This window comes from Ancylobacter pratisalsi, from assembly GCF_010669125.1.
In the GTDB taxonomy this organism is placed as follows: domain Bacteria; phylum Pseudomonadota; class Alphaproteobacteria; order Rhizobiales; family Xanthobacteraceae; genus Ancylobacter; species Ancylobacter pratisalsi.
Genome location: NZ_CP048630.1, coordinates 828,771 through 854,470, shown reverse-complemented (window position 1 = coordinate 854,470; position 25,700 = coordinate 828,771). Strand labels below are relative to the sequence as shown.

26 protein-coding genes are annotated in these 25,700 nt (G+C 65.5%); 15 read left to right on the top strand and 11 right to left on the bottom strand.

The window, feature by feature from the left end; genetic code table 11:
- The first annotated feature begins 59 nt into the window (after positions 1-59).
- Positions 60-749 carry a molybdate ABC transporter permease subunit gene (gene modB, locus G3A50_RS04255; protein ID WP_163074099.1) on the top strand — a complete coding sequence of 230 codons (690 nt, stop codon included), beginning with the start codon at positions 60-62 and terminating at the stop codon, positions 747-749.
- Positions 746-1,849, top strand: coding sequence for a molybdenum ABC transporter ATP-binding protein (modC, locus tag G3A50_RS04250; protein WP_163074098.1), 1,104 nt, complete (start codon positions 746-748; stop codon positions 1,847-1,849). Before modB ends, modC begins: the two co-directional genes overlap by 4 nt.
- A gap of 9 nt (positions 1,850-1,858) precedes the next feature.
- Here the strand turns inward: modC and G3A50_RS04245 are convergent, their stop codons facing one another.
- On the bottom strand, positions 1,859-2,860 hold the full coding sequence (locus G3A50_RS04245) for a DUF2865 domain-containing protein (RefSeq protein ID WP_163074097.1): 1,002 nt from the start codon (positions 2,858-2,860) through the stop codon (positions 1,859-1,861).
- A gap of 231 nt (positions 2,861-3,091) precedes the next feature.
- On the opposite strand from G3A50_RS04245, the gene G3A50_RS04240 reads away from it, so the two are divergent.
- Entirely contained in the window at positions 3,092-3,613 is a 522-nt protein-coding gene (locus G3A50_RS04240; protein ID WP_163074096.1) for a CreA family protein, read from the top strand.
- Positions 3,614-3,668: 55 nt separating this feature from the next.
- Here the strand turns inward: G3A50_RS04240 and G3A50_RS04235 are convergent, their stop codons facing one another.
- Positions 3,669-4,004, bottom strand: a complete 336-nt coding sequence (locus G3A50_RS04235; RefSeq protein ID WP_163074095.1) for a hypothetical protein — start codon at positions 4,002-4,004, stop codon at positions 3,669-3,671.
- 317 nt (positions 4,005-4,321) lie between these two features.
- Here G3A50_RS04235 and cysS point away from each other — a divergent pair, with 317 nt between their 5' ends.
- Positions 4,322-5,716: a cysteine--tRNA ligase gene (gene cysS / locus G3A50_RS04230; protein WP_163074094.1), complete on the top strand. Its 1,395-nt coding sequence runs from the start codon at positions 4,322-4,324 to the stop codon at positions 5,714-5,716.
- The gene (locus G3A50_RS04225) at positions 5,713-6,201 is read left to right on the top strand and encodes a GNAT family N-acetyltransferase (RefSeq protein WP_210255217.1); all 489 of its coding nucleotides are present in this window, start codon (positions 5,713-5,715) and stop codon (positions 6,199-6,201) included. Before cysS ends, G3A50_RS04225 begins: the two co-directional genes overlap by 4 nt.
- A gap of 62 nt (positions 6,202-6,263) precedes the next feature.
- Here the strand turns inward: G3A50_RS04225 and G3A50_RS04220 are convergent, their stop codons facing one another.
- The gene (locus tag G3A50_RS04220; RefSeq protein ID WP_163074092.1) at positions 6,264-6,875 is read right to left on the bottom strand and encodes an LOG family protein; all 612 of its coding nucleotides are present in this window, start codon (positions 6,873-6,875) and stop codon (positions 6,264-6,266) included.
- 174 nt (positions 6,876-7,049) lie between these two features.
- On the opposite strand from G3A50_RS04220, the gene G3A50_RS04215 reads away from it, so the two are divergent.
- The 4 genes from G3A50_RS04215 (at position 7,050) to pssA (ending at position 11,105) form a co-directional block, all read left to right on the top strand.
- Entirely contained in the window at positions 7,050-7,436 is a 387-nt protein-coding gene (locus G3A50_RS04215; protein WP_246252115.1) for an ArsR/SmtB family transcription factor, read from the top strand.
- Between the two features lie 22 nt (positions 7,437-7,458).
- Positions 7,459-9,381, top strand: a complete 1,923-nt coding sequence (locus G3A50_RS04210) for an ABCB family ABC transporter ATP-binding protein/permease (protein WP_163074090.1) — start codon at positions 7,459-7,461, stop codon at positions 9,379-9,381.
- Positions 9,382-9,492: 111 nt separating this feature from the next.
- Positions 9,493-10,191, top strand: coding sequence for a phosphatidylserine decarboxylase (locus tag G3A50_RS04205; RefSeq protein WP_163074089.1), 699 nt, complete (start codon positions 9,493-9,495; stop codon positions 10,189-10,191).
- 17 nt (positions 10,192-10,208) lie between these two features.
- On the top strand, positions 10,209-11,105 hold the full coding sequence (gene pssA, locus G3A50_RS04200) for a CDP-diacylglycerol--serine O-phosphatidyltransferase (RefSeq protein WP_163074088.1): 897 nt from the start codon (positions 10,209-10,211) through the stop codon (positions 11,103-11,105).
- A 61-nt stretch (positions 11,106-11,166) separates the two neighbouring features.
- Here pssA and G3A50_RS04195 read toward each other — a convergent pair whose 3' ends face one another.
- Together G3A50_RS04195 and G3A50_RS04190 are read right to left on the bottom strand one after the other, a co-directional pair.
- Complete coding sequence (locus tag G3A50_RS04195) at positions 11,167-11,409, bottom strand: transferase (protein WP_210255338.1); 243 nt, start codon at positions 11,407-11,409, stop codon at positions 11,167-11,169.
- Between the two features lie 373 nt (positions 11,410-11,782).
- The gene (locus G3A50_RS04190; RefSeq protein ID WP_163074087.1) at positions 11,783-12,388 is read right to left on the bottom strand and encodes a protease inhibitor Inh/omp19 family protein; all 606 of its coding nucleotides are present in this window, start codon (positions 12,386-12,388) and stop codon (positions 11,783-11,785) included.
- 301 nt (positions 12,389-12,689) lie between these two features.
- On the opposite strand from G3A50_RS04190, the gene G3A50_RS04185 reads away from it, so the two are divergent.
- A complete protein-coding gene (locus G3A50_RS04185) occupies positions 12,690-13,466 on the top strand; it encodes an SDR family NAD(P)-dependent oxidoreductase (protein ID WP_163074086.1) in 777 nt (258 codons plus the stop codon).
- On the opposite strand, the gene chrA is transcribed toward G3A50_RS04185, so the two are convergent.
- Together chrA and G3A50_RS04175 are read right to left on the bottom strand one after the other, a co-directional pair.
- Positions 13,463-14,686, bottom strand: a complete 1,224-nt coding sequence (gene chrA / locus G3A50_RS04180) for a chromate efflux transporter (protein ID WP_163074085.1) — start codon at positions 14,684-14,686, stop codon at positions 13,463-13,465. The two genes, G3A50_RS04185 and chrA, sit on opposite strands and share 4 nt — an antisense overlap.
- A gap of 95 nt (positions 14,687-14,781) precedes the next feature.
- Entirely contained in the window at positions 14,782-15,651 is an 870-nt protein-coding gene (locus tag G3A50_RS04175) for a LysR substrate-binding domain-containing protein (RefSeq protein ID WP_163074084.1), read from the bottom strand.
- A gap of 206 nt (positions 15,652-15,857) precedes the next feature.
- Between G3A50_RS04175 and G3A50_RS04170 the strand changes: the two genes are divergently transcribed.
- Together G3A50_RS04170 and G3A50_RS04165 are read left to right on the top strand one after the other, a co-directional pair.
- A complete protein-coding gene (locus tag G3A50_RS04170) occupies positions 15,858-16,925 on the top strand; it encodes a DMT family transporter (protein WP_163074083.1) in 1,068 nt (355 codons plus the stop codon).
- A gap of 84 nt (positions 16,926-17,009) precedes the next feature.
- On the top strand, positions 17,010-17,348 hold the full coding sequence (locus tag G3A50_RS04165) for a rhodanese-like domain-containing protein (protein WP_163074082.1): 339 nt from the start codon (positions 17,010-17,012) through the stop codon (positions 17,346-17,348).
- 125 nt (positions 17,349-17,473) lie between these two features.
- Here G3A50_RS04165 and G3A50_RS04160 read toward each other — a convergent pair whose 3' ends face one another.
- Both G3A50_RS04160 and G3A50_RS04155 read right to left on the bottom strand, forming a co-directional pair.
- Entirely contained in the window at positions 17,474-18,853 is a 1,380-nt protein-coding gene (locus G3A50_RS04160; RefSeq protein ID WP_163074081.1) for an aspartate aminotransferase family protein, read from the bottom strand.
- Positions 18,854-18,938: 85 nt separating this feature from the next.
- The gene (locus G3A50_RS04155; RefSeq protein WP_163074080.1) at positions 18,939-20,321 is read right to left on the bottom strand and encodes an aspartate aminotransferase family protein; all 1,383 of its coding nucleotides are present in this window, start codon (positions 20,319-20,321) and stop codon (positions 18,939-18,941) included.
- 182 nt (positions 20,322-20,503) lie between these two features.
- On the opposite strand from G3A50_RS04155, the gene G3A50_RS04150 reads away from it, so the two are divergent.
- The 3 genes from G3A50_RS04150 to G3A50_RS04140 all read left to right on the top strand — a co-directional run bounded on the left by G3A50_RS04150 (position 20,504) and on the right by G3A50_RS04140 (position 23,648).
- Positions 20,504-21,925 carry a glutamine synthetase family protein gene (locus G3A50_RS04150; protein WP_163074079.1) on the top strand — a complete coding sequence of 474 codons (1,422 nt, stop codon included), beginning with the start codon at positions 20,504-20,506 and terminating at the stop codon, positions 21,923-21,925.
- Positions 21,926-22,048: 123 nt separating this feature from the next.
- On the top strand, positions 22,049-23,158 hold the full coding sequence (locus tag G3A50_RS04145) for a polyamine ABC transporter substrate-binding protein (RefSeq protein ID WP_163074078.1): 1,110 nt from the start codon (positions 22,049-22,051) through the stop codon (positions 23,156-23,158).
- A gap of 97 nt (positions 23,159-23,255) precedes the next feature.
- Entirely contained in the window at positions 23,256-23,648 is a 393-nt protein-coding gene (locus tag G3A50_RS04140) for a VOC family protein (RefSeq protein ID WP_163074077.1), read from the top strand.
- A 15-nt stretch (positions 23,649-23,663) separates the two neighbouring features.
- On the opposite strand, the gene G3A50_RS04135 is transcribed toward G3A50_RS04140, so the two are convergent.
- Positions 23,664-24,581, bottom strand: a complete 918-nt coding sequence (locus G3A50_RS04135) for a lipid A biosynthesis lauroyl acyltransferase (RefSeq protein WP_163074076.1) — start codon at positions 24,579-24,581, stop codon at positions 23,664-23,666.
- 8 nt (positions 24,582-24,589) lie between these two features.
- Positions 24,590-25,612, bottom strand: coding sequence for a zinc-binding dehydrogenase (locus tag G3A50_RS04130; RefSeq protein ID WP_163074075.1), 1,023 nt, complete (start codon positions 25,610-25,612; stop codon positions 24,590-24,592).
- Positions 25,613-25,700 lie beyond the last annotated feature (88 nt).

Genomic DNA, 25,700 nt, shown 5'->3' with positions numbered 1-25,700 from the left:
ACGCGGGTCGGCCCATGCGCGATCCCGGTCCGCGTGCCGACGACTGAATTGAGGTCCCGATGCTCACGCCGGAGGAATGGACGGCCGTCTATCTCAGCCTGAAGGTCGCCTTCTGGGCCACCTTCTGGAGCCTGCCCGTTGCCGTGCTGGTGGCCTGGATATTGGCGCGCAGCTCGTTTCACGGCAAAGGGCTGTTCGACGGCATCATCTATCTGCCCTTGGTGCTGCCCAAGGTGGTGGTCGGCTACATATTGCTGCTCAGCCTGGGTTCGCGCGGCTTCCTCGGGCAGTATCTTGATGCGTGGTTCGGCATCCGGCTGATCTTCACCACGGCCGGCGCCACCGTGGCGGCGGCGGTAATCAGCTTCCCCTTGACCGTGAACGCGATCCGGCTGGCGCTGGAGGCCGTGGACCGGGGGCTGGAGACTGCGGCGCGCACGCTCGGCGCGTCCCGCCTCGATGTGTTCTTCTCCATCACGCTGCCCCTCATGCTGCCGGGCATTCTCTCCGGCGCCCTGCTCGCGATCGCCTCGTCACTGGGCGAATTCGGCGCGACCATTACCTTCGTCTCGAACATCGAAGGCCAGACGCGAACCATTCCGCTCGCCATCTACAGCGCGACGCATTTGCCGGATGGCGACGCCATGGCGCTTCGCCTCACGCTGGTATCCGTCGCGCTTGCGCTGGGTTCCCTGCTGCTGGCCAGCATCGCCGACCGGCGCATCCGCATCCTGATCGGACGGGCATGATCGAGGTCGATATCCAGATAAGGCGCCCCGGCGGCTTTGAGCTGGAGGCGCAGTTCGTGGCGCCGGGTTCCGGCGTTACCGCCCTGTTCGGGCGTTCCGGCGCAGGCAAGACCACGATCATACAGGCCGCTGCCGGCGTCGTGAGGCCAGATGCCGGGCGCATTGCGGTTGGAGACGAGGTGTTTTTCGACAGTTCACGTGGAATCAACCTGCCGATCGAGGCGCGCAGGGTTGGCTATGTCTTTCAGGATTCACGCCTGTTCCCGCATATGAGCGTGGAGCGCAACCTGCGCTATGGCGAGCGCCGCAGCCGCGCGTCCGTACGTGCGATCGGCTTCGATACGGTCGTCGACATGCTGGGCATAGCGCATCTTCTGGGGCGCCGGCCGCATACCCTTTCGGGCGGCGAGCGCCAGCGTGTCGCCATCGGCCGCGCCCTGTTGGCACAGCCGCGCCTGCTGCTCATGGACGAGCCGCTGGCGGCGCTGGATGCAGCGCGCAAGGCGGAGATCCTGCCCTATCTTGAGCGGCTGCGCGACGAGATGGGACTGCCGATCCTTTATGTCAGCCACGCCATCGACGAGGTTCTGCGTCTCGCCGACATGGTGGTGGCGCTGCGCGAAGGACGGCTGGTCGCCGCGGGGGCGCTGGGCGAGGTGATGTCGGCGCCTGAGATGCTGCAGGTGGTGGGGCGATTCGATCTGGGCACCGTGATCGACTGCACCGTCAGCCGGCATGACGCGGACTATGGGCTGTCCGATCTCGCCTTCTTCGGCGGTGTTCTGCGCGTGCCGCAGGTGGAGCGGCCGGTGGGCGCGACGGTGCGGGCGCGGGTGCGCGCGCGCGACGTCGCCCTCGCGCTGACAAAACCGGAAGAGGTGTCAGTATCCAACCTGCTGCCGGCAACGGTGGAAGAGGTCCGCCGGCTGGAGGGGCCGTATGCCGACGTGATCCTCAAGGTTGGCGATGGGCATCTCGCCGCCATGGTCACGCGTGAGAGCGCCGACCGGCTCGCACTGGGCGCCGGGCTCGCGGTGTGGGCCATGATCAAATCCGTGGCCGTCGACAGCCGCACCAGCGACGCCGAGTCCCGCGAGTAGGAACCGGCCTTACGGCTTCTTGGTCGCCGGCGCGTCGGCCGGGCGGGGCTGTGCCATTTCGCGCGAGGCGTCCTCGGTCACGATGATGTCGCCCTTGCGCAACGTCATGTCTTCCTGCTGGCCCAGCGCCTGCGCCCAGCTCATGCCGGCGGGGCGGCAGGAACAGGAGGCGACGAACTGCTTCTTGTAGAGCAGCGCGTTGGGCAGCGACATGTAGGGCTGGCCGTTGGTGCCGACCGCCTGCTCGATGTCCTCGCCGGGATTGCGATAGGCGAACAGCCGCGCTTCCGTGCCCGGGCACTGGCGCTGGCACTGCTGCTCGTCGGAATAGAACCGTGCCGGCGTCGCGGCGAAGGAAACCGGGAAGAAGAACCCGTCGCAGGTGCGCACGCACACGGTGCGATAGGTCGAGACCGAGACCTTCGGCATTTCCAGCGGCTGGACGTCGAGTGGCTCGGCCTCCTCGCGCGGAACGCCGAACAGCGTCTCGAAGATGTTGCGCGGCGCGCGGCGCGGGGCACCGCCAGAGCCGCCGCCGATGGAGCCCTGGCCGAGTGCGGCCTGGTACTGGGCGCCGCAATTGTTCTGGGCGAGCGCGTAGATGAGCTGGCGGCGCTGTTCGTCATTTCCAGAGCGCGCCCCGCGCGCCTGCACCATGGTGCGGTCGAGCGCCGAGCGGGCCTGGGTCAATTGCTGGTTCAGCCCCTGGCATTGCGGGGGAAGCTGGGGCTGGAAAATCAGAAATCCGCGCTTGTCACAGCCCATCTGGCGAACCTGGGCCGTGAGGTCCGCGATCTGCTGCTGCTGGCGTGCGATGACTGCGCTCATGTCGCGCTGTCCGCCGCCCCGGTCGAGCGAGGCAAGCTGGCCTTCGAGGCGAATGCAGGCGGAGCGATCGCCGCCGGCCACCGAGCCGGGCGGCATATCCTGCGCCGGCGCCGCGACCGTGAGCATCGCAAGCGCAGCGAGGGCGGCGAGGGGGCGAAGGGTGTGAAGGCGTGCAAGCATCATCAAGGGCGCATCGTCGGTTCGGACAAGGGGCTCGGCAAGGCAATTGGCGAGAGGTGACTCTGGAGTCGGGGGTGCCGTTCGGATTGCCCCTTGTGTGCCGGAAACAGGCGTCCGGGGCAATGAGCACGTCGAGGGTGTCGAAAGTTTGAACTCGGGCAGATTGCCTGTCTCCGCGTTTGCATGCCGGCCGCGCCATGCCCATATGCGCGTCGTCCCCAACGGAGCCCTTTCATGAGAATCGCGCCCCAGTTCGCTGCCGTCATTGTCGCCGCGCTGGTCGGCTTCGCCGGGTTCGCTCCCGCCGCTGCCGCGGAACCGGATCTGATCTTCAAGAAGTCGACAGTGTGGAAGTTTCTCACGCCGGACGACAAACTTGCCACCTACGGCATCGACGATCCTGTGGTCGATGGGGTCGCGTGTCACTACACCGTGCCCGAAAGGGGCGGTGTGAAGGGCATGCTGGGCGTAGCCGAGGAAGTGTCGGACATTTCGATCGCCTGCCGGCAGATCGGGCCGATTTCGTTCAAGGCGAAGTTCGAGCAGGGCGACGTCGTCTATCGCGAGAGCCGTTCACTCATCTTCAAGAAGATGCAGATCGTGCGCGGCTGTGACGCCAAGCGCAACGTGCTGGTCTATCTAGTCTACACCGACAAGCTGATCGACGGCAGTCCGAAGAACTCGACCTCGACCGTGCCGATCATGCCCTGGGGAGCCACCAACGAAGCGTTGCGGTGTGCCGACTTTCTGAAATAGGCCGGGCGGCCGGTGCCAAGGTGCGCCGGCGCCGATCACCGCCCCGAGGGGAGTGCTACTGGCTGCAGGTGATGGTGACAGCCTCGACACAGGTCCCGCCGAAACAGGCGGGGCTGGGCGCGGGAATCGACGATTTCTCGGCGACCAGCTTCACGAAGGGAGCGCCCTTGCCGAAGCTGACCGCACGCTGGAAATCATGGACGCGGCACCAGGCGTTGGCCATCGCCTCGCCGCAGGCCGCCCCGGTAGCGAGGCAGGTGTCGACGCCATAGCCGTCCGAATTATCGACGACGAAGCTCTTGGTGACCGGGCCCTGAGCCAGCGCAAGAGAAGGCGCACAGGCGAAAGCGACGGCGAACATGATGGAACGCAGGCTCGGGAGGGGGTGCATCGGATTTCGTCTGTTGAGGTTGGCGTGCAGCTGACTAACGCGAATGTGGCGAAAAGGTTTGAAACGACCCTTAACGTTTTTCCGCACCCGTTGAGTCCGTGAGCGGCGGCGCGTGGATAGCGCCAGTCTCGCCGGCCCGTCAACAGTCACGGATGTGGTGCGAATAGGGCTAGCCTGTGATGGCGGGAGGCGTTTTCATTCGCGCAGGGCGCCCCCGGGGGTCTTTTCACCTCGCACGCTTGACGCGGCCGGCCAAACCGAAGACAGACGCGGCGTCGTCCTCTACCAAGGCGGCAAAACTGCGAAGGCGAACATCAATGTCGGACACACGGGCGACGGGGCTTCCCGAGCTGAAACTCTACAACACGCTGACCCGGACCAAGGAGAGCTTCACTCCCTTGGATCCCGCGCTGGTGCGCATGTATGTGTGTGGCCCGACGGTTTACGACTTCGCCCATATCGGCAATGCGCGTCCGGTGATCGTATTCGATCTGCTCTACCGGATGCTGCGCCACGTCTATGGCGCCGATCATGTCAAATACGTCCGCAACATCACCGACGTGGACGACAAGATCAATGCGCGCGCCGCGAGCGAGCATCCCGGGCTGGACCTCAACGAGGCCATTGCCAAGGTGACGTTCGCCACCGAGGCGCAGTTCCATGACGATCTGGAAGCGATCGGCGTTTTGCACCCCGATGTCGAGCCTCGTGCCACCGAGCACATCGCCGAGATGCGGGCGCTGATCGAGCGGCTGGTGGCCTCCGGCAATGCCTATGTGGCCGAGGACCACGTGCTGTTCTCGGTGCCCTCAATGCCGGATTACGGACAGCTCTCGCATCGCCCGCTGGACGAAATGCTGGCTGGCGCGCGGGTCGATGTCGCGCCCTACAAGCGCGACGCCATGGATTTCGTGCTGTGGAAGCCCTCCAAGCGCGGCGAGCCGGGCTGGCCCTCGCCTTCGGGCATTACGGTGAACGGCCGTCCGGGCTGGCACATCGAGTGCTCGGCTATGAGCTGGAAGCATCTGGGCGAGACCTTCGATATTCATGGCGGCGGCATCGATCTTGTTTTCCCGCACCATGAAAACGAGGTCGCGCAGTCGCGTTGCGCCTTCCACGCCAACATCATGGCGAAGGTCTGGATGCATAACGGCTTCCTGCAGGTGGAAGGCGAGAAGATGTCGAAGTCGGCCGGCAACTTCATCACCATCCGTCAGCTGCTTGCCGACTGGCCGGGCGACGTGCTGCGTCTCAACATGCTGCGCACCCATTACCGCCAGCCGATCGACTGGACCCTGAAGGGGCTGGAAGAGAGCGCGAAGACCCTGGAGCAATGGTTCGACGCCGCCGCGCCCGACGCCTATCCGCGCCCCGCCGCGACGGTGCTGGAGGCGCTGGCAGACGATCTCAACACGCCCAAGGCGATCGCCGAGATGCACGCGCTGAAGGACCATGCCGGCAAGAAGGCGCTTGGTGGAACGCTCGCCTTTCTCGGCTTTAGCGACGGGCCGCTGCGTGCCTGGGCGGCCGAGCGGGCGCCGACGCTCGAGATCGCGCCGGAGGACGTCGAGGCGCGCCTAGCCGAGCGTATCGAGGCGCGGCGTAACCGTGACTGGGCGACGTCCGACCGGATCCGCGACGAACTGCTCGCGCAGGGCGTGGCGCTGAAGGACAACAAGGACGGCACCACGACGTGGGAGCCGAAGCGATGAGCCCGGCCCCGGCGCCGGCTGCTGCCCTTCGCCCCGCGCTGCCGGGCGATGTTCCGGTCCTCGCCTCGATCCTGCGCGAATCCATCTTCGGGCTGACCGGTGAGGATTACGACGAGGACCAGCAGGAAGCCTGGGCGGCCGTCAGCGACGAAGGCACGCTGGCCGAACGCCTCGCCGACCGACTGACGCTGGTGGCGACGCGTGACGGCGAACCGGTGGGGTTTGTCGCGCTGGCCGATAACAAGCTGGTGGACATGCTCTATGTGCACCCGGACGTCGCCGGGGAGGGCGTGGCGACGTTGCTGTGCGACGCGATCGAGAAGCTGGCGACGGCGCGCGGGGCAAAGACCCTGAGCGTGGATGCCAGCGACACCGCGCTGAGCCTGTTCAAGAAGCGCGGCTATGTCGCCAAGAGCCGCAATACCGTGCAGCGCGAAGGCGTCTGGCTCGGCAACACAACGATGGAAAAGACGCTGGTTCCGTGAGGGGGCGGACCGTCAGCAGGGGTTCCTGCTGACGGCGACCGGCCCCGGCCGGCCGCGTGGTGTCACATCCGGTCGAGCACCTGCTCCTCGGCCTCTCCGTGCAGGTGGCCGTCGGCGATTCCGGAGACCGCCGCATGCAGCTTCGGCAGCACGGCGTTGACGTCGTTGGCGACGATGAGACGGACGGGGCGGGCGACATTGACGAAGCCCGACGTCTGCATGTGGTCCAGCAGGGTGAGCAGCGGTTTCCAGAAGTTGGCGATGTTGAGAACCATCACCGGCTTGCGGTGGCGGTTGAGCTGCACCCAGGTGAGCTGTTCGACCAGTTCCTCCAGTGTCCCAACGCCGCCGGGAAGCGCGATGAAGGCATCCGCCCGCTCGAACATCAGCCGCTTGCGCTCATGCATGTCCCTGGTGACGATCAGCTCATGGGCGTGCTCGAAGGCCTGCTCCTTGCCGACGAGGAAGTCCGGGATGATGCCCGTCACCATTCCTCCGCCTTCCGCGCAGGCGCGGGCGGTAGCGCCCATCAGCCCCACGCCGCCACCGCCATAGATGAGGCGGATGTTCTCACGCGCCAGCATTTGGCCCAGCGCGATGGCGCTGTTGAGATAGATGGAGTCGTCCCCCGGGGCGGCTCCGCAATAAACACATACGCTTCTGATCTTCGACATGGTCACATGGTGCATTGCAACAGGGGCGCGTTCAAGCGTCCTGCGCCATCCATGACACTGTGCGAACGCGTGTGCAAATGGACCGTTGCGACGTAGGCCGCCGTGAACAGCCGGGCGGGCACGGTGAGGGTTGCTTTCATCGTTCATCGTCGATAAACGATGGAAATGTCCTCCATGCCGCTCGACGATGATCTCCTTGCCTTGCGCCTGCGGGCGCTGGCGCACCCTGCGCGGCTCGCCATCGTGCGCGCGCTGGCACGGGATGAACGCTGCCGGTGTGGGCAGATCGTGCGGGGGCTCACTCTTGCCCAGTCCACCGTTTCCCAGCATCTCAAGGTGCTGAAGGAAGCGGGGCTGATCGCCGGCACGATCGAAGGTCCGCGCTCGTGCTACTGCCTCGATCGTGACGCCTTCGCGGCGTTGGCGGGCGAGTTCGACACATTGATCGGCCTGCTTTCGGGCGCGGCGCGCAGCCCTGACGTGCGTGCCGATGCCTTGGCGCCCGATGCCTCCGACCCCATGTCTCTGCTGAAAAACGAATCCGGGCCGGTCACGGCCTGACAGAATCAGAATTGGAAGTCTCATGTCCGCGCCTGATGGCGGAACCGCCGTTTCGCGTCCCTCGAAAGCCTCCGATATCAACCCGCGCGGCAGCCTTCTCGTCGCGCTAAGGGGGCTATGGCCTTATCTGTGGCCCGCCGACCGGGCGGACCTGCGCGCCCGCGTCGCCTGGGGCCTGGTGCTGCTCGTGCTCGCCAAGATGGCGACGATGACGACGCCGTTCTTCTTCAAATGGGCGACCGATGCCGTGGCAGGCAGCGAGGGCGCGCGCATCACCACCGACACCGTCGCGTGGCTGGTGGCTGCGCCGCTGGCGCTGACGCTCGCCTACGGCTTCTCGCGCATCGTCATGGCGAGCCTCACCCAGTGGCGCGACGGTTTGTTCGCCAAGGTGGCCGTGCATGCGGTGCGACGGCTGGCGCTGGAAACCTTCCGCCACATGCATGCGCTGTCGCTGCGCTTTCATCTGGAGCGCAAGACCGGCGGGCTTACCCGCGTGCTGGAGCGCTCGCGCGAGGGCATCGAGACCATCGTGCGCATGCTGGTGCTGCATCTGGCGCCTACCATCCTCGAATTCGCCATGGTGATCGGCGTTCTGCTCTGGCAGTTCGACTGGCGCTATGCGTTCGCGGCCATCGCGATGATCGTTGGCTATACGGTTTTCACGTTCGTGATGACCGAGTACCGGATGGGCATCCGCGCCGCGATGAACGAGAGCGACACCGACGCCAACGCCAAGGCGGTCGACAGCCTGCTCAACTACGAGACCGTGAAGTACTTTGGCGCCGAGAATTGGGAAGCGGATCGCTACGATCGCTCGATGGCGAAATATGAGCGCGCCACCACCCGCACCCACACATCTCTCGCCTGGCTGAACGCGGGCCAGGCCGCGATCTTCACGCTGGGCCTGACAGCCGTCATGGCGCTGTGCGTGTTCGACATCCGCGCCGGCCGGCAGTCGGTCGGTTCCTTCGTCATGGTCAACGCCATGATGATCCAGCTTTATCAGCCCCTGAACTTCCTCGGCATGATCTATCGCGAGATCAAGCAGTCGCTCATCGACATCGAGGCGATGTTCGCCATTCTTGCCCGCCCGCCGGAAATCAGAGATGCGGCGGGCGCGCATGCGCTGGAGCTCAAGGGCGGGGCGGTGCGCTTTGAGGATGTGCGCTTCTCCTATGATCCTGACCGGGAGATCCTGAAGGGCATCTCCTTCGAGGTGCCGGCGGGGCGCACGGTGGCGATTGTCGGTCCCTCAGGCGCGGGCAAGTCGACCATCTCGCGGCTGCTGTACCGCTTCTACGAGATCAATTCCGGGCGGATCGTCATCGACGGACAGGACATCCGCGACGTTACGCAGGAGAGCCTGCGTGCGGCTATCGGCATGGTCCCGCAGGACACGGTGCTGTTCAACGACACGCTGGCCTACAACATTCGCTACGGCCGCACCGGGGCCAGTGACGAGGAGGTCGCGCGCGCGGCCGAACTCGCCCAGATCGACGGCTTCGTCCGCCATACGCCGAAGGGCTACGCGACCGAGGTCGGCGAGCGGGGGCTCAAGCTCTCCGGCGGCGAGAAGCAGCGCGTCGCCATTGCGCGCACCATCCTGAAGAATCCGCCGATTCTGCTTCTGGACGAAGCGACATCCGCGCTCGACAGCCATACCGAGCGCGAGATTCAGGACGCGCTCGAGCGTGTCTCGCGCGGGCGCACCACGCTGGTGATCGCGCATCGGCTTTCCACCGTTGTGGGCGCCGACGAGATCATCGTGCTGGAGCACGGGCGGATCGCCGAGCGCGGGACGCATGGCGAACTCATGCTGCGGCACGGCCTGTACCACTCCATGTGGGAGCGCCAGCGCGAGGCCGAGCGTGCGCGCGAGACCCTGATGGAAGCCGAAGGCGAGGTGGACGATCGGGCCGAGACCAGCGACGCCGCCGCCTGATCGAGCCGGCGCGAGGCGGATATCCGGAACGAGGGGACCGGCAGGGCATTTGACGATAGGCTCGCCGGGCCCTACCTGTGCCGGGTGCTCACCCGCGGGAAACCGTTATTCATGTCCGTCATCGATTCCATCCGCAGCGGCCTGGCGCCGGTCCATCGCGAAGGCTACCCCTTCGTCCTGATCGGCGCAGCCGTCTCTGCGGTTCTGCTCTGGCTGGTTCCGCCGCTTGGCTGGATCTGCGTGCTGATCACCATCTGGATCTGCTACTTCTTCCGTGACCCCGAGCGGGTGACGCCCATTCGCGACGGGCTGGTCGTCTCTCCGGCCGACGGGCGGATCTGCCTCATTGGCCCGGCACTGCCGCCGCCCGAACTGGGCCTGGGCGACGTGCCGCTGCCGCGTGTGTGCATCTTCATGAACGTGTTCGACGTGCATGTGAATCGCGCCCCTCTGGCGGGCCGGATCACCCGCATCGCCTATCGGCCCGGCAAGTTCCTCTCCGCCGATCTCGACAAGGCGAGCGAGGACAATGAGCGTTCAGGCATGGTGCTGGACACCGCGATCGGCGAGATCGGCGTGGTTCAGATTGCCGGGCTGGTGGCGCGGCGGATCGTCAGCTTCGTGCGCGAGGGGGATAGCCTCTCGCCCGGCGAGCGCTTTGGCCTGATCCGCTTCGGTTCACGGGTCGACGTGTACCTTCCGCCTGGCACGCACGCGCTGGTGGCTGAGGGACAGCGGGCCATCGCCGGCGAGACCGTGCTCGCCGATATCGCCGCCACGGCGCCGGCGCCGACATTCCGCGTGGATTGAACCCAGCGAGAGCCGCCATGTCCGATTTCTTTCCGCCGTTCGAGCCGGATTCCCCGGAGCCCGAACCCCGCCGCCGGCGGTTTCAGGCCATACCGGTTCGGCTGCTGATCCCCAATGTGGTGACCCTTCTGGCCCTCTGTGCGGGTCTCACGGGTATCCGCATGGCGATCGAGGGGCGGATGGAACTGGCGCTCGGTGCCATTGTCATCGCCGCCGTGCTCGACGGCATGGATGGGCGACTGGCGCGCATGCTTCAGGGCACGTCGCGCTTCGGTGCCGAGCTGGACAGTCTCTCCGACTTTGTCTGCTTCGGCGTGGCACCCGCCCTCGTGATCTATATGTGGGGGCTGGAGACGCTGGGCTCGGTCGGATGGATCGCGGCGCTCGCCTTCGCCATATGCGCGGCGCTGCGTCTTGCACGCTTCAACGTCATGCTCGAGGACACCACTCGGCCCCCCTTCGCGGCGGACTTCTTCACCGGCGTGCCCGCGCCGGTGGGAGCGCTTGCGATGCTGCTGCCGGTCTATCTGGAACTGATCGGGCTTCCGCGCCTTGAGGGTTCGCCAGCCGTCGCCGCCATTTTCTGCCTGGTTATGGCGCTGCTCATGGTCTCCAAGGTGCCGGCCTATTCCGGCAAGAAGCTTGGTGCCCGCATCCCCCGCGAAAAGGTGATGCCGCTATTCGTGTGTGTGGTGCTGTTCGTGGCGGTGCTGGTGACATGGCCATGGGCCGTCTTGTCGATTTTGTGCGTCGCCTATCTCGTGGCGCTGCCCTTCTCGGCAATGCGCTACGCGCAGTTGATGCGCAATTATGAGGCACGCCAGGCCACGGAATCAGTGCGCGGCCATCCGAATACGGCCAACCGTGAGGGTGGCAAGCCGGATCACGAGGACCGTCCCGACCACCTCAACTGAGCCATCTCTTGCGTGAAGCCGTATAGCACCGGCAAGCCTAGGCGCCTGCGTGGTGAAAGCGCTACTCGACGCGCCGACGGGCGAGAGCGGCGACGCGCACCGAAAGCGGCGCAGCCGGGAAGATCTGTCGCAACAGACGAAGCGCCTCGGCGTCCGACCCCGGATTGGCGATATCAAGCTGCTGACTCATAAGCTGGGCAATCGTCGCCGTATCCACCGGCCGGCGGGGAAGCGCGCGCGGGAGATCGTCACGAGCGCCGGCGGGCGCCGCCTGATCCTGATCCACTCGTAAAGCCTGCAGCATCACAATCCCCTCCGATCGCGATCGCGAATCAATCAGCTTTCCTCATGCACAATATGAGCCAGCCAGTCGCCCAACGCACCAACTAATTTGTAGTTCCCGAATTTGTGAGCGGGCAGCTTTTAAAGTGCTCGCAACTAGTCGGGCCCACAATGGGCAAGATTGCGTATACCACGCGACAGATATTTCGAATGTGACTGTAATTTACAGGTTCACCCGCCGGCCGAGTTCATGCTGTCACAATGGGAATTGCAGAAGACAGCAGTTTAGCTCTGGCGCACGGCCCGATTTGAGGGCGTCTCTGATGTCAATGACTGGATTCGTCCAGTCATTGTTTGATGGTGTTGGAGAGTGCGGCGGTGGGCTTCGCCGTCGTTCAGGAGCGGGTCAACGTCACCTTGGCGCCGTCGCCGGTGGCAACGCCGTCGAACTGACCCTCGCCGGCAGGCTTCAGCCGGGCCGTCACCTTGCCCACATGATTCTGCAGGACGATCTCGTTGCCCCAGACATCCCAGCCCTTGGTCATGAAGATGTCGTTCGGGCACCCGACGTCGGCATTGGCGGCAAAGCCGTTCATGCCGCGGTCTGTCGACAGCGTGATGCTGCAGGTCTTCTGGCCGTTGTCCCAACCATAGTTCCAGGCTCCCGCGAGCTGAGTGCGCGCGGCGCCCGGGTCGGCATAGGCAACGCCGCCTGGCGCGGTCGCCGGCGGCGGCGCGAGGGCGACCGGGGTTGCCTGGCTGGTCTTGGGAGTAACCGCCGCGCTCGCCGTCGCCGCTGAAGCGCCGGTGGCATTGTTGGCGATCGTGTCCGTAGGCGCGGGAACAGGCGCACTTTCGATGGAGCCTGTAGGGGCCGGTGTGATCTGGCTGATCTCGGCCGGAGCCGAAGTCGTAGACGTGCCGAAACCGTCCAGTACCGTGCTGCATCCGCCGAGCATGATGGCGGTCGCGGTGGTCGCCGCAAGGGCATAGACGTTCATCAGTCTGTCACTCCCAGCCGGCTGCGCGACACGCGCCGGTCATCTGCCCCTGTACACCCCGTCGCGCCTTCTGGGTGCGGCGCGACACACTGCATCTTTCCCTAAGGATCGTGGCACCAGCGTGACCCCAACGCGGCGGTACCCTGACTCCAGCTAATCCATGCCGAATGGTCAACAAAACCTTAACAGACACGACCTCGTGGTCACACATGCCCGACGATGGACGCGGCCGCCGCAGCGCGCTATGTGCGGCGCAACGAGAATACGGCGAGGACCGCCGTAAAGCCGTCAAGGAGCCGCCATGTACCAGATGCTGGATCCCGCCACTTTGACCGTCCTCATAACCGGCGCCACCGCAGGCATCGGCGCGGCGTCCGCCCGCCGCTTCGCCCTCGCCGGCGCACGGGTGATCGGCACCGGCCGGCGCGCCGACCGTCTGATTGCGATGCGCGACGAACTTGGCCCGAATTTCCATCCGCTCGAAGTCGATGTGCGCGACAACGACGCCGTCATCGCGGCTCTTGCCGGGCTGCCGGAAGCTCTTGCGAAGCCTAACGTGGTCTTCGCCAATGCCGGGTTGGCCCTTGGGCTTGAACCGGCGCAACGGGCGAGCCTGGACGATTGGGAAGACATGGTCGATACCAACATCAAGGGCCTGCTCTACACTGTGCACGCCACACTGCCGGGCATGGTCGAGCGTGGCGAGGGCCATGTGGTGTTCACGGGATCCATCGCGGGCGACTACGCCTATCCGGGCGGTAACGCCTATGGCGCCACCAAGGCCTTCGTGAAGCAGTTCTCGCTGAACCTTCTCGCCGATCTCATCGGCACCCAGGTGCGGGTGACGAATGTGGAGCCCGGCATGGTCGAGACCGAATTCTCGCTGGTGCGCTTCCACGGCGACAAGACCAAGTCCGGCAATGTCTATGCGGGAATTCAGCCGCTGACGGCGGAAGATATCGCCGAGCAGGTCTTCTTCTGCTGCACCCTGCCGCGTCATGTGGCCATCAATCGCATTCAGGTGTTCCCCACCTGCCAGAGCTTTGCGGGCATGAAGGTTCAGCGCGGCGAGGCCTAAAGCAGGGCCGCGCCGCCCAGCGCGGCACCGATCACAATGGCCCAGGCTGGCACGCGCCATAACGCGAGTGCCAGATAGGCGATGAGTGCCAGCGCGAAGGCACGCCCCGATGTGATTCCCGACGTCACCACCGGGTCCCAGAAGGCGGCGCCGAGCAGCCCCACAACGGCCGCGTTGATGCCGGCCATGGCGCTGCGAATGCGGGGCTGGCCGGCAAGGCGTGTCCAGAAGGGTAGGGCGGCGTACACCAGAAGCGCGGAAGGCAGGAAGATGGCGACGAGCCCGATAATCCCGCCGAGGGCTCCGTTCGGCGGCACCGGCATCATGGCGCCGACATAGGCGGCGAAGCTGAAAAGCGGCCCCGGTACCGCTTGCACCGCACCATAGCCGGCCAGGAACGCCTCGCGCGTGAGCCCTCCCGGATGAACCAGCTCAGATTCGATGAGCGGCAACACCACATGCCCGCCGCCGAAAACCAGTGCACCGGCGCGATAGAGCGTGTCGGCCAGGGCAAGGCCGGCATCGCCGCTCACACGGGCCGCGAGGGGCAGAAGAACCAGCAGCAGGGCGAAGAAGGCGAAGGCGGCGAGTGCTCTGACGCGATCGGGCAGATGTCCGCTCATCGGCTCGGCCTCTCCTGTCGCGGGGCGAAGCCAGGCAAGGCCGACCAGTGCGCCGGCGAGGATGACGCCGATCTGGCCCGCCGCGCCGGGAGCCAGCGCTGCGCCGGCGGCGGCGACAAGCGCGATGGTACGGCGTTCCCGGTCCGGGCATAGGTTGCGCGCCATGCCAAGCACGGCATCGGCGACGATGGCCACGGCGGCGACCTTGAGCCCGCCAAGCCACCCTGCCGCGCCGTCGCCTGCCGCGTTCGCACCCGCGACGCCATAGGCGAAGGCGATCATTGCAAGTGCTGACGGGAGGGTGAAGCCGAGCCATGCCGCCGCCATGCCGGCGGGGCCCGCGCGCATCAGCCCGATCGCCATGCCGACCTGGCTGGAAGCAGGGCCGGGAAGGAATTGGCAGAGCGCGACGATGTTGGCGTAGGCCTCTTCGCCCAGCCAGCTCCGGCGGCGCACCAGCTCTTCGCGGAAATAGCCCAGATGAGCGACGGGCCCGCCGAAGGATGTGAGCCCAAGTTTCAGGAAGGCCACGAAAACCTCGCCCGCATCTGCGATGCGGGAGTGCCGGCCGGAAGCTTTGGAGTGCGTGTCGCTCATCGTTCCCGAGCGTTAACGCGACCGACGTCCGGATGCATGTGAATTATCGATGACAGCCAAGGCCAGGCCGTCGTCGGGACGGCGTGGAGGGGCGACTATTCCGCCGCCATCGCCATGGGCATCGAGAGGCCGGCACGCAGCACCTCTGCGAGCCGGCGCGCCGCGGCGGAGGCCGCCGGGGCGAGCACGAGGCCGATTTCCATGTCCGGCAGGGCAGGCAGCCCTTCGGCCGGGCCGAGCCGGCGCCATTCCGGTGGGGCGGCGCATTCCGCGAAGGCGGTGACGCAAAGTCCGGTTTCGACCGCAGCGTGGATGCCGCCCTGCGATGAAGAGGTGCAGGCGACGCGCCAATTCAGTCCGGCCTTGTCGAGTGCGGCGGCGATATGCGGGCGGGCGCGGCAGCCCGTCGGGAAAAGCGCGAGTGGAAGCGGATCGTTGCGCTCCGGGCGGTGCCCACGCGCGGCGAGCCACAGCAGCTTTTCGCGCTTCAGAAGCTCGCCGGTGGGGCGCGCGAGGTCGCGCGTGAACAGGGCTACATCGAGCTGCCCGCGCTCGACCTCGGGTTCGAGATTTTTCGACAGATCACAACGGATCGAGATTTCGACCCGAGGATAGGCCGCAGCGAAACGCGCGATCGTTGGCGTGAAATAGGCGTCGACATAGTCGTCCGGCATGCCGATGCGTACGCTGCCTTCCGGCGTTCCACCCTTGAGATCGGCCAGCGCCTCGCTCTCGAACGCCAGCAGCCGGCGCGCATGCGCAACCAGCCGTTCGCCGGTCTCGGTGAGGGAAATGCCCCGGCGCGAACGCTCCAGAAGCCTTACGCCGAGATTGCTCTCAAGCTGCGCAATGCGGGCCGACACCGCCGACTGCGTTCTTCCCACGCGCTCGGCCGCAGCGGTAAAGCCGCCACTGTCGACGATGGCGATGAGCATGCCCAGGGATTCAGTATCGAGATGGCGCATGGCTGTTTCCCCGAGAGGTCGGGCTTACCGTAAGAGACAGCGATATATATCACTTTCTTGAATGTAACGATAAAATAAACTCGCTTTGCCGATCTTTGCGGCGGGAGTACTCCATCTGCCGCACCGATCAAACAGGGTGTGTTGCCGTTGCCGGTTGTTCCGGCTTGTTGACGGCGCCCGCAGTCAGAAATCTTGTCGAGACGACAATGGCCCCGCCTCCCGCGTCCGCCGCGCTTCCGGCGTCCTTTGCTGCCGATGGTCTGGGCGCCTCGGCCATGCTGGTCGATGAGCTGTTGCTCGGGAGACAGCGGCGTCATGCTTTCCTGGCCGTGCTTGCCGCCGCCCTCTGCATCGGTTTTTCCGCGATTTTTGTCCGTCTTTCCGACGTAGGGCCTGCGGCGATCGGCTTCTGGCGGCTTTTGTTCTCCCTGGGGCCGATGGCTATCTGGGCTTATGCCGAACAGCGTGCTGCGCTTGTTCAGCGCGGCGTTCCCGTGCGAGGCTTGTTATCGCGCGCACTCATTGCCGGAGTGAGTACCCGTCAGCTTGCTTATACGGTTGTTGCCGGTGCATTCTTCGCCGCCGACGTCATTTGCTTCCACGCCGCCCTGCTGCGCACCACGACCGCCAATGCACTGCTGCTTGGCAATCTTTCCGTGGTTTTCGTCTTCATCTTCGGGTGGCTGTTGCTGGGCGAACGCCCCACGCGCGGACTGGTGGTGGCCATGTCTCTGGCCCTTCCGGGGGCGGCGCTTATCGTTGGGGCGAGCACAGGCGTGCATAGAGCGCCGACGCATGACATGACGCCGGGTGCGAGCGTTCTGGGCGATTTCCTCGCGCTCGGCGCGGCGGCGTTCTACGGCGCTTACCTGCTGGTCCTGCGGGCGCTTAGGCGAGGGGGCGAGGGGCATGCGCCCGCGCTGGGTGGTGGCACCGTTGCGTTGCTCTCCAGCGCGGCGGGAGCCGTGTTCTGCCTCGTCTGGGCCGTGGTGACGGGAGAAGTCCTCGTCCCGCAGAGCGTCCAGGGACTGTTGGCGGTGATGGGGCTTGGCCTTGTCGCCCACGCCGCCGGGCAGGGGCTGGCGACCTTCGCGCTCGGCCGGCTGCCGGCCGGGGTGATTTCGGTCGGCCTCCTGCTGCAGATCGTGGTCGGAACGTCCTTCGCCGCGCTCCTGTTCGATGAGGTACCTTCGGGAGGCGTCCTGGCGGGTGGTGCGCTGGTGGTGGCGGGTGTGGTCGCTCTTCGGCGTCCGCGACGTGCGAGCGCTTCCTGAACCGGCCGGGCGGCTCGTCAAACTCCTGCTTGCAGAACGTCCCGGAGGGAGCTACGCCCGCATTGGGGCAGATGGAGACGGACGATGCAGACCAATCCGTTCGGTGGTTTTATCGAGGATCTGACGGTTGACGAAATCAAGTCGGGACTGGAAGCGGGGACCGTGGTTCTCGTCGACGTTCGCGAGCCCGACGAGATCGCCGCCGAGAGCATTCCGGGCGCGGTGAATGTGCCGCTCTCGACCTTCAATGTCGCCGCGCTCCCCGATGCCGGCGACAAGATGCTGGTGTTCTCGTGCCGCTCCGGCCAGCGCTCGCAGAAGGCCGCGGCCGCTGCGCAGGCCGCCGGGCGGGACCTGCATCGCCATATGGCGGGTGGAATTCTCGCGTGGAAAGCTGCCGGGTTCGATACAGACAAGAGGTGAGAGCGGCCTTTCCAAGGCCCTGTTACCTGTTCCCGATCAACGCCTCGATCTGAAGACGGTACCGCCGGGCGTCGAGCCAGAGCTTGAGCCTGCTGCCCCGGGCCATCCACGATTGCGAGACCTTATCAGGCCGTCAGGCGCTGTAGCACGTCGCGCGTTGCGGCGATGAGGTTGTCGACCTGCGCCTGCGTCGTGGCGGGCGAGGTGAGCATCATGTCGTGGAACGGAGAAATCAGCACCCCACGCACCAGAAGTGCGAGGTGGATCGTCGCTTCCAGCGCGGCGAAATTCACCGCGCGCGACTGCCCCCCATCACGCAGCGGCGCCGGCGCGCGCACCACCTCCACCCGCGCCCCGCAGCGGGCGACGTGCCATGGCAGTCCGACTTCGTTGATGGCGCCCGCCAGTCCGGCTTTAAGATGCTTGGCGAGCGCTTCCATATGGGCATATGCGTGATCGGTGGCGACCTGCTCCAGCGTGGCACGCAGGGCGGCGAGCTGGAGCGGGCTGCCGGACAGTGTCGTGCCCATGCCTGAATGACCTGCGGGCGCCGCCTCTCGCGCCTGCAGCAGGCGTATGGCAGCCTCATTGCTCATACCCCACACGGCGGCAGGAATGCCTCCTGCGATGGCCTTGCCGACCACGAACAGGTCGGGCTCAAGTCCGTGGGCTCGCGTGTAGCCGCCCGGTCCGGTGGAAAGCGTATGGGTCTCATCGATCAGGAGCAGCGTGCCATGGCGGCGCGTGATCTCGCGCAAACCTTCGTGAAAGCCGGGTTGAGGTAGCACCATGGCGCAGTTGGTCATCACCGGCTCGGTGATCACACAGGCGATGGTGTTGTCGGCCAGCGCGGTCTCGACAGCATCGAGATCGTTGAAGGGCACGACACGCGTCAGCAGGGTGAGATCACGCGGTTCACCGAGAAGGCCGGCGCGATTGGCGACGCGGCCATTGGCGCTGATGCTGACAAAGGTCTCGTCCACGGCGCCGTGATAGGCCCCATCGAAGATGAGGATACGCGGGCGCCCCGTGATCGCCCGAGCTGCGCGGAGCGCGAAGCGGTTGGCGTCCGTGGCGGTGGTGGCGATCTGCCAGTAGGGCAGGCCGAAGCGTGCATTCAGCAAGTCGCCAACCGCTGCCGCGTCAGGGCTCGGCAGCATGGTGGCGAGCCCGCGATGCGCCTGCCGGCTTATCGCCTCGGCAACCGGGGCGGGCCCATGACCGAACAGCGCGGCTGTGTCCCCGAGGCAGAAATCGTCGTAGCCATGGCCGTCGATGTCGGTCAGCCGCGCGCCGGTGGCCTCGGAAACAACCAGCGGTACCGGGGTCGACCAGTCGACCATCCAGTGCATGGGAACGCCCTGGAGCAGGTGCGCCGCAGCGCCCGCGGCCGCGCGTGTCTTGGGCCGGGTGCCGAGATAGAGCGCTTCGGCCTCCGAACGCAGCGCGGCCACGCGGGCGGGAGCCACGCCGGATCTTTCGAGGAACGAAGTCACGACGTCCATTCCACCATCATCCGTGATTGAGCGCCGATTTCACACATCTAAGCACGATTCACGGGTGTGGGGCAGGCGGCGGCGCTGCCCAGGATCAGCCGATCCAACCCCAGCGCTTCAGTTCGCCCCAGGTGTCATCCAGTGTCTTGCGGGTGCGCGCGACAAGCTCGTCGCATTCGTGATGCGAGATGACGAGAGGTGGCGCGATGATCAGCCGGTCACGCACGGCGCGCATGACGAGGCCGTTCCTGAACGAGAAGTCACGCGCCAGCGTGCCGACCTTGCCGACATCGGGGAATTTGGTCCGCGCGACCTTGTCCGGCGTCAGCTCCAGCGCTCCCAGCATCCCCAGCATCGGCGCTTCGCCCACCAGCGGGTGCTCGGCAAGCGCGCCCCATCGTGCCTTCAGATAGGGGCCGATATCGTTGGCAACCCGATCGACCAGATTTTCGCGTTCCATGATGGCGAGGTTGGCGAGCGCCGCCGCGCAAGCCGCGGGATGGCCGGAATAGGTGTAGCCGTGGTTGAAGTCGCCGCCTTCCAGCAGCACCTCGGCGACGCGATCGGCGACCATGACGCCGCCCAACGGCATGTAGCCGGAGGTGATGCCCTTGGCCATGACGAGGATGTCGGGATGGGTGTCGAAGGTCTCGCAGCCGAACCATTTTCCGGTGCGCCCGAAGCCGCAGATCACTTCGTCGGAGACGAACAGGATGTCGCGCTCGCGGCAGATGCGGGCAATCTCCGGCCAGTAGGTGGCGGGCGGTATGATGACGCCCCCCGCGCCCTGCACCGGCTCCGCGATAAAGGCGGCGATGCGGTCTTCGCCCATGGCGTCGATGGCGCTCTCCAGCGCCCGCGCGGTGCGAAGGCCGAATTCCTCCGTCGTCTCGCCCTGGCGTGCCTCGCCCCACCAATAGGGCTGGGCGATATGCAGGATGTCCGGAATCGGCAGGCCGCCCTGGGCATGCATCGGTGCCATGCCGCCCAGGCTCGCCGCTCCGACGGTGGAGCCGTGATAGGCGTTGCGCCGGGAGATGATGATCTTCTTCTCCGGCTTCTCCTTGATGTCGAAATAACGCCGGACGAGCCGGATCACGGTGTCGTTGGATTCCGAGCCGGACCCGGTAAAGAACACCCGGTTGAACTGCGGCGGGGTCAGCTCCGCGAGCTTTGCGGAGAGCTCGATGGCCGGCTGGTGCGTGGTCTTGAAGAAGGTGTTGTAGTAGGGAAGCTCGCGCATTTGCGCGGCAACCGCATCGACAATCTCCTCGCGCCCATAGCCGACATTGACGCACCACAGCCCCGACATGCCGTCGAGGATGCGATTGCCCTCCGAATCCGTCAGCCACACCCCGTCGGCCTTGACGATGATGCGCGCCCCTTCCGCGTTCAGTGACTTCATGTCGCTGAAGGGGTGGAGATGGTGCGCGGCGTCGAGGGCGCGCAGTTCGGCGGTGGTTTTCGGCTGCGACATGGTGGACCCGTTGTTTCGGCGTCATCCGGCCCAGACGGCGCGGTGGCGGCTCACAATGTGATCACATTTTTCGTGCGTCAAGCAACTTGGCATGGCACAAGGAAGCGTCCGGGCAGTGACGGCTTGACCGCGCACCCGCCGCCGTGACCAAAATCAACTGACTGACATCGACCTGGTGGATCATGCCATTGCCTGAAGTCGCGGCGCCCACCGTGGCCGCCGAAACCCCGATCGAGGCTTCGCCGGACCCGACACATGATGAGTTCGGGGCCTATGTCGCCGAACACGGCGTTCCCGACATCATCGAAGTGCTTCTGCCTGACACGCATGGCGTGCTGCGCGGCAAATGGATACCGGGAACTGCTGGCGGCAAGATCTGGGGGGATGGCGTCGCAATTCCGCTTTCCATCTTCGGGCTGGATGTCTGGGGCCGCGAGGTCGAGGAGACCGGCATCCACATCGAGACCGGTGATCGCGACGGCATCTGCCGGCCGGTTCCCGGCACGCTGAAGCAGGTTCCCTGGGCGCCGCGCCCCTCGGCGCAGGTCATGCTCTCCATGTATGAGCCGAGCGAGCGGGGCGGGGAGACGCCGTGGGAGCTCGATCCGCGGCACAAGCTCGCTCACCAGGTGGAGCGTCTCGCAGCGCTGGGGCTTCATCCCTGCGTCGCCTTCGAGCTGGAATTCTACCTGATGAAGCCGGCGCCGGGCCCCGGCGGCCTTCCCGAGCCTGTGTTTCCCGCCTCGTCGAGCGGGCCGGCGCGGCAGAACATGTATTCCATGTCGGATCTCGACGCTTATGCGGGTCTGCTGCACGAGATTCGCCAGGCAGCGAACCTTCAGGGCCTGCCGGCCGACACCATCATCTCCGAGGCGGCGCCGGGCCAGTACGAGGTGAATCTCTATCACCGCAACGATGCCATGGCGGCAGCGGACGACGCCATCCTGCTGCGCCGTCTGATCGACGGGGTGGCGCGGCGAAACGGCTTGCGGGCCAGCTTTATGGCCAAGCCTTTCCTGGAGTTCGCCGGTTCTGGCATGCATGTCCATGTCAGCCTGACGGCGAAGGCGGGACACAATGCCTTCAGCACGGGGGAGGCGGGAGAAGCGCTGCTCCGCCACGCGGCGGCCGGGCTGCTCGCGACCATGGCGGATACCGCCGTGCTCTATGTGCCGAGCTACAACGGATTCCGCCGGCTGGTTCCGGGGAGCTATGCCCCGACCGGAGTCTCCTGGGGCTATGACAACCGTTCCGTCGCCGTCCGGGTGCCCAATGGCCCGGAAAAGGCACGCCGGTTGGAGCACCGCATCGCCGGCGCCGATGCCCACCCCCATCTGGTGCTCGCGGCGGTTCTCGCCGGCATGCTGGAAGGCATCGAGAGGCAGCTCGAACCACCCCCTCCGCTGACCGGCAATGCGTATGAGGCGGAAGCTCCGCTCCTGACCTACGATATGGCCGAGGCGGTACGCGACTTCGCCGCATCGGACTTCGTCGCGCGTGCCTTCGGCGCGGAATATCAGCGGGTCTATGCGGTGATGAAGGCGGCGGAGTGCGCGGCTTTCGAGCGCCGCATCGGTATGCTGGAATACGAGACGTATTTGTGAGCGTGACCAACACTTGTGCAGGGAGGCTTGAGCCCGGCGCATGGAGGCACTAGCCTGACATTGAAACCAATTCGACCGATTTTCCGATAGCCCAACCCACTCGATCTTCCCAAGGAGAACAGGATGTCCCGCCTCCTCGCGACAGTCGCGGCCGGTTTCCTTGCGGCGCTGGCGATCACGCCGGCTTCCGCACAGGACAAGGTTGTGAACGTCTACAACTGGTCCGACTACATCGACGAGTCGGTGCTGGAAGAGTTCACAAAGGAAACCGGCATCAAGGTTCGTTACGACGTCTTCGACAGTAACGAAGTGCTGGAGACCAAGCTGCTCGGCGGCAAGACGGGTTATGACGTCGTGGTGCCGACGGGGTCGTTCCTGCAGCGCCAGATCCAGGCCGGCGTCTTCATGAAGCTGGACAAGGACAAGCTCCCCAACATCAAGTACCAGTGGCCGATGATCGCCGACCGTCTGGCGGTCTACGATCCCGGCAACCAGTACGCCGTGAACTATATGTGGGGCACGACCGGAATCGGCCTCAACCTCGACAAGGTGAAGGAGCGCCTCGGCGACGTTCCCCTGAACAGCTGGGACCTGATCTTCAAGCCGGAGCTGCTGGGCAAGCTGAAGGATTGCGGCGTCTACATGCTCGACGGTCCGGAAGAAATCATCCCGACCGCTCTGCGCTATCTCGGCAAGGATCCGAATTCGAAGGATCCGAAGGATATCGAGGAAGCCGGCAAGCTGCTCGCGCCCATTCGTCCCTTCATCAAGAAGTTCGACTCCTCGGGCTACATCAATGCGCTTGCCGGTGGTGACATCTGCATCGCCACGGGCTGGTCGGGCGACGTCTTCCAGGCCAAGGCACGGGCCGAGGAAGCCGCCGAGAAGACCGGCAAGGAGCCGATCAAGATCGAATACATCATCCCCAAGGAGGGGGCTCTGATGTGGTTCGACAACTTCGCCATTCCGAAGGATGCTCCGCATCCCGACGAGGCGCTTGCCTTCATCAACTTCATGATGAAGCCGGAGATCGCGGCGAAGAACTCGAACTACATCGCCTATGCGAGCGGTAGCCTCGGGGCCCAGGAGTTCATCGACAAGGAAGTGATGGACAACCCGGCGATCTATCCTGACAAGGAAACGCAGGAAAAGCTCTTCACCGTCACGACCTATCCGCAGAAGGTGCAGCGCGTCGTCACGCGCACCTGGAGCAACTTCAAGCGCGGCAAGTGATCAGCCTGGGGCTGGCCCGAGCGGGGCGAGCTCTGTGTGACAACATATTCTGGAAGGCCGGGCCTCGTGCCCGGCCTTTTCATGTCAGGAGGCCGCCATGTTCTCCCATGTGTATGTCGGCGTGAGCGATTTCGATCGCGCGCTGGCTTTCTACCAGCCACTGATGCGCGCGCTGGGTCTCGAACTCAAATTCTGTGACTGGGAACGTGGCTGGGCGGGCTGGAAACGGCCGGATGCGGATCGTCCGCTCTTCCTCATCGGCTATCCCTTCGAGGCCGCCCATCACCCCGGCAATGGTCAGATGAGCGCGTTCGAGGTCGAGACGCGCGCTCTGGTGGATCACTGGCATGCCCTCGCGCTCGAACGCGGGGGAAGCGATGAAGGCGCGCCGGCCGTGCGCGCGCATTATCACGCGAATTATTACGGCGCGTATGTTCGCGATCTCGACGGCAACAAGCTCTGCGTGTGCTGTCACAGCGAGCAGGGGTAAGGTCAGAAGGCTCTCTCAGTCCCGCCAGCGCTTGTAGAACCAGGTCCACTGGTCGGGGTGCTCGCGAACCCAGCCCTCCACCACCGAGGTGATCATCTGCATCGACCCATCGACATCAATCTTCCCGTCAGCGTCGCGCGGCAGGTTGAGCGCCGGTGTGCACTGGATGCGGAAGCGCCCCTTGGGCAGGCGGATGACGCGCACACCGTGCACAGGGCATTCATAGAGCCGGGCCAGGCGCGCGATGGTTGGATTGGACGAGCAGGGCTGGCCGAAGAACTCCACGGTGGGACCGCCGCGCCGCGCCTGATCAACGAGAATGCCCAGATGCTTGCCCTGGTCGAGCACGGCCGCGAGTTCGAACACGGCCACATGGGAGGCGGCAACGAGGTTGCCCATGACCTTCGAGCGCGCCTCGAACAGCAGATCGGCAAAGAAGGAGTTGTCCGGCGCGCGGAACAGCACCGCGCTGTCAAGCCCCTGAGCGGCGGCGGCGATTGCCGGCAGCTCCCAGTTCGCAAGATGAGCGGTGAACACCAGCGCGGGCTTGCCATCCGTGCGCATGGCGATGAAATTCGTCACGCCGGTGGTCTCGATCCGGCTCTTGGCCGGTTCCCACATATTGTACTGCCAGATCCGGTCGAGATGGACGAACTCGCCCGCCATGCGACCGAGATTGTCCCACATGCCGCGTGCGATGACGGCGCGCTCGGCCTCGCTCTTCTCGGGGAAGGCGCGCGCCAGATTCTTCATCGCGACGCGCTGGATCGAGGTGTAGGGGCCAATTTTGCGTGCCCAGAACCCACCGACCCAGGAAGCAAACTGGGGGCTCTGCAGCCGCATGAGGCGCGCGATCACCCATACCGTCGCTGAGAGCACGGCATCGCGCGCCCGGAGCGTCCAGGGCAGGGAACGGCGGTCTGGGGTGGCCATCAGGTTTTTCAGAAACGGATTACGACCTTGCCGAAGACGCGGCGGGTTTCCAGCCGCTCCAGCCCCTTGCCGAAGTCTTCCAGTTCAAACTCGGAATCGATCACCGGCAACACGCCGCGCGCCATCCGCTTCAGCCCATCCGCGATCGCACGCATCGGCGCGCCGAAAGAACCGATGATGCGGTACTGACGCTGGAAGAGCTGCATCAGGTTCATGTTCACCGATACGCCCGACGTCGAACCACAGGTGACGAGCCGCCCGCCGGGGCGCATCGACAGCAGCGAGCCGTTCCAGGTTTCGGCCCCGACATGCTCGAACACGACGTCGACACCCTTCTTCTTGGTGATCTTGCGCACTTCGTGCTCGAAACGGTCGGTCTTGTAGTTGATGACGTGATCGGCGCCGAGCGCCAGCGCCTTGGCGCATTTCTCGTCATCGCCGGCGGTTGTGATGACCGTGCAGCCGATCTCCTTGGCCATGCGGATCGCGACCGTACCGATTCCCGAGCCGGCCGCGTGGACCAGCACCGTCTCGCCCGGTTCCAGCTTGGCATTGTCGAACAGCATGTGCTCGACGGTGGAGAAGGTGACCGGGGCGCAGGCCGCGTCGACCCAGGAAATGCCGTCCGGAATGGGAATGCAAAGCCGTTGGCTGATATTGAGCGTCTCGCGGGCGAAGCCGTCGACATGGAAACCCATGACGCCGGCAACCTCCTCGCAGAGATTGTCGCGCCCCTGCTTGCACATGCGGCACTGGCCACAGGTGAGCGCGCCGTACATCGCGACCTTGGCACCCGGCTTGAAGCGGGTCACGCCCTCGCCGACGGCGACCACCTCACCAACCGCCTCGGCACCGACCACGAGCGGCATCTTGCGCTTAGCGAACGCCATGCCGCGCCAGCCCCACACATCAATGTGGTTGAGCGCGAGCGCCTTGACGCTGACCTGCACCTCGCCCGGCGCGGGTGCGTCCGGTGCGGGAAGGTCGGCAAGGATCAATTCACGGTCTGAGACCAGCTGAAGCGCGCGCATGACAAACTCCGATGGGCGCGAGCGGCAAGGCCGCGCCTCATTCCCGACGATGCAGGTTGAAGAGGTCAGGCGAGCTCGCTCACGAAAG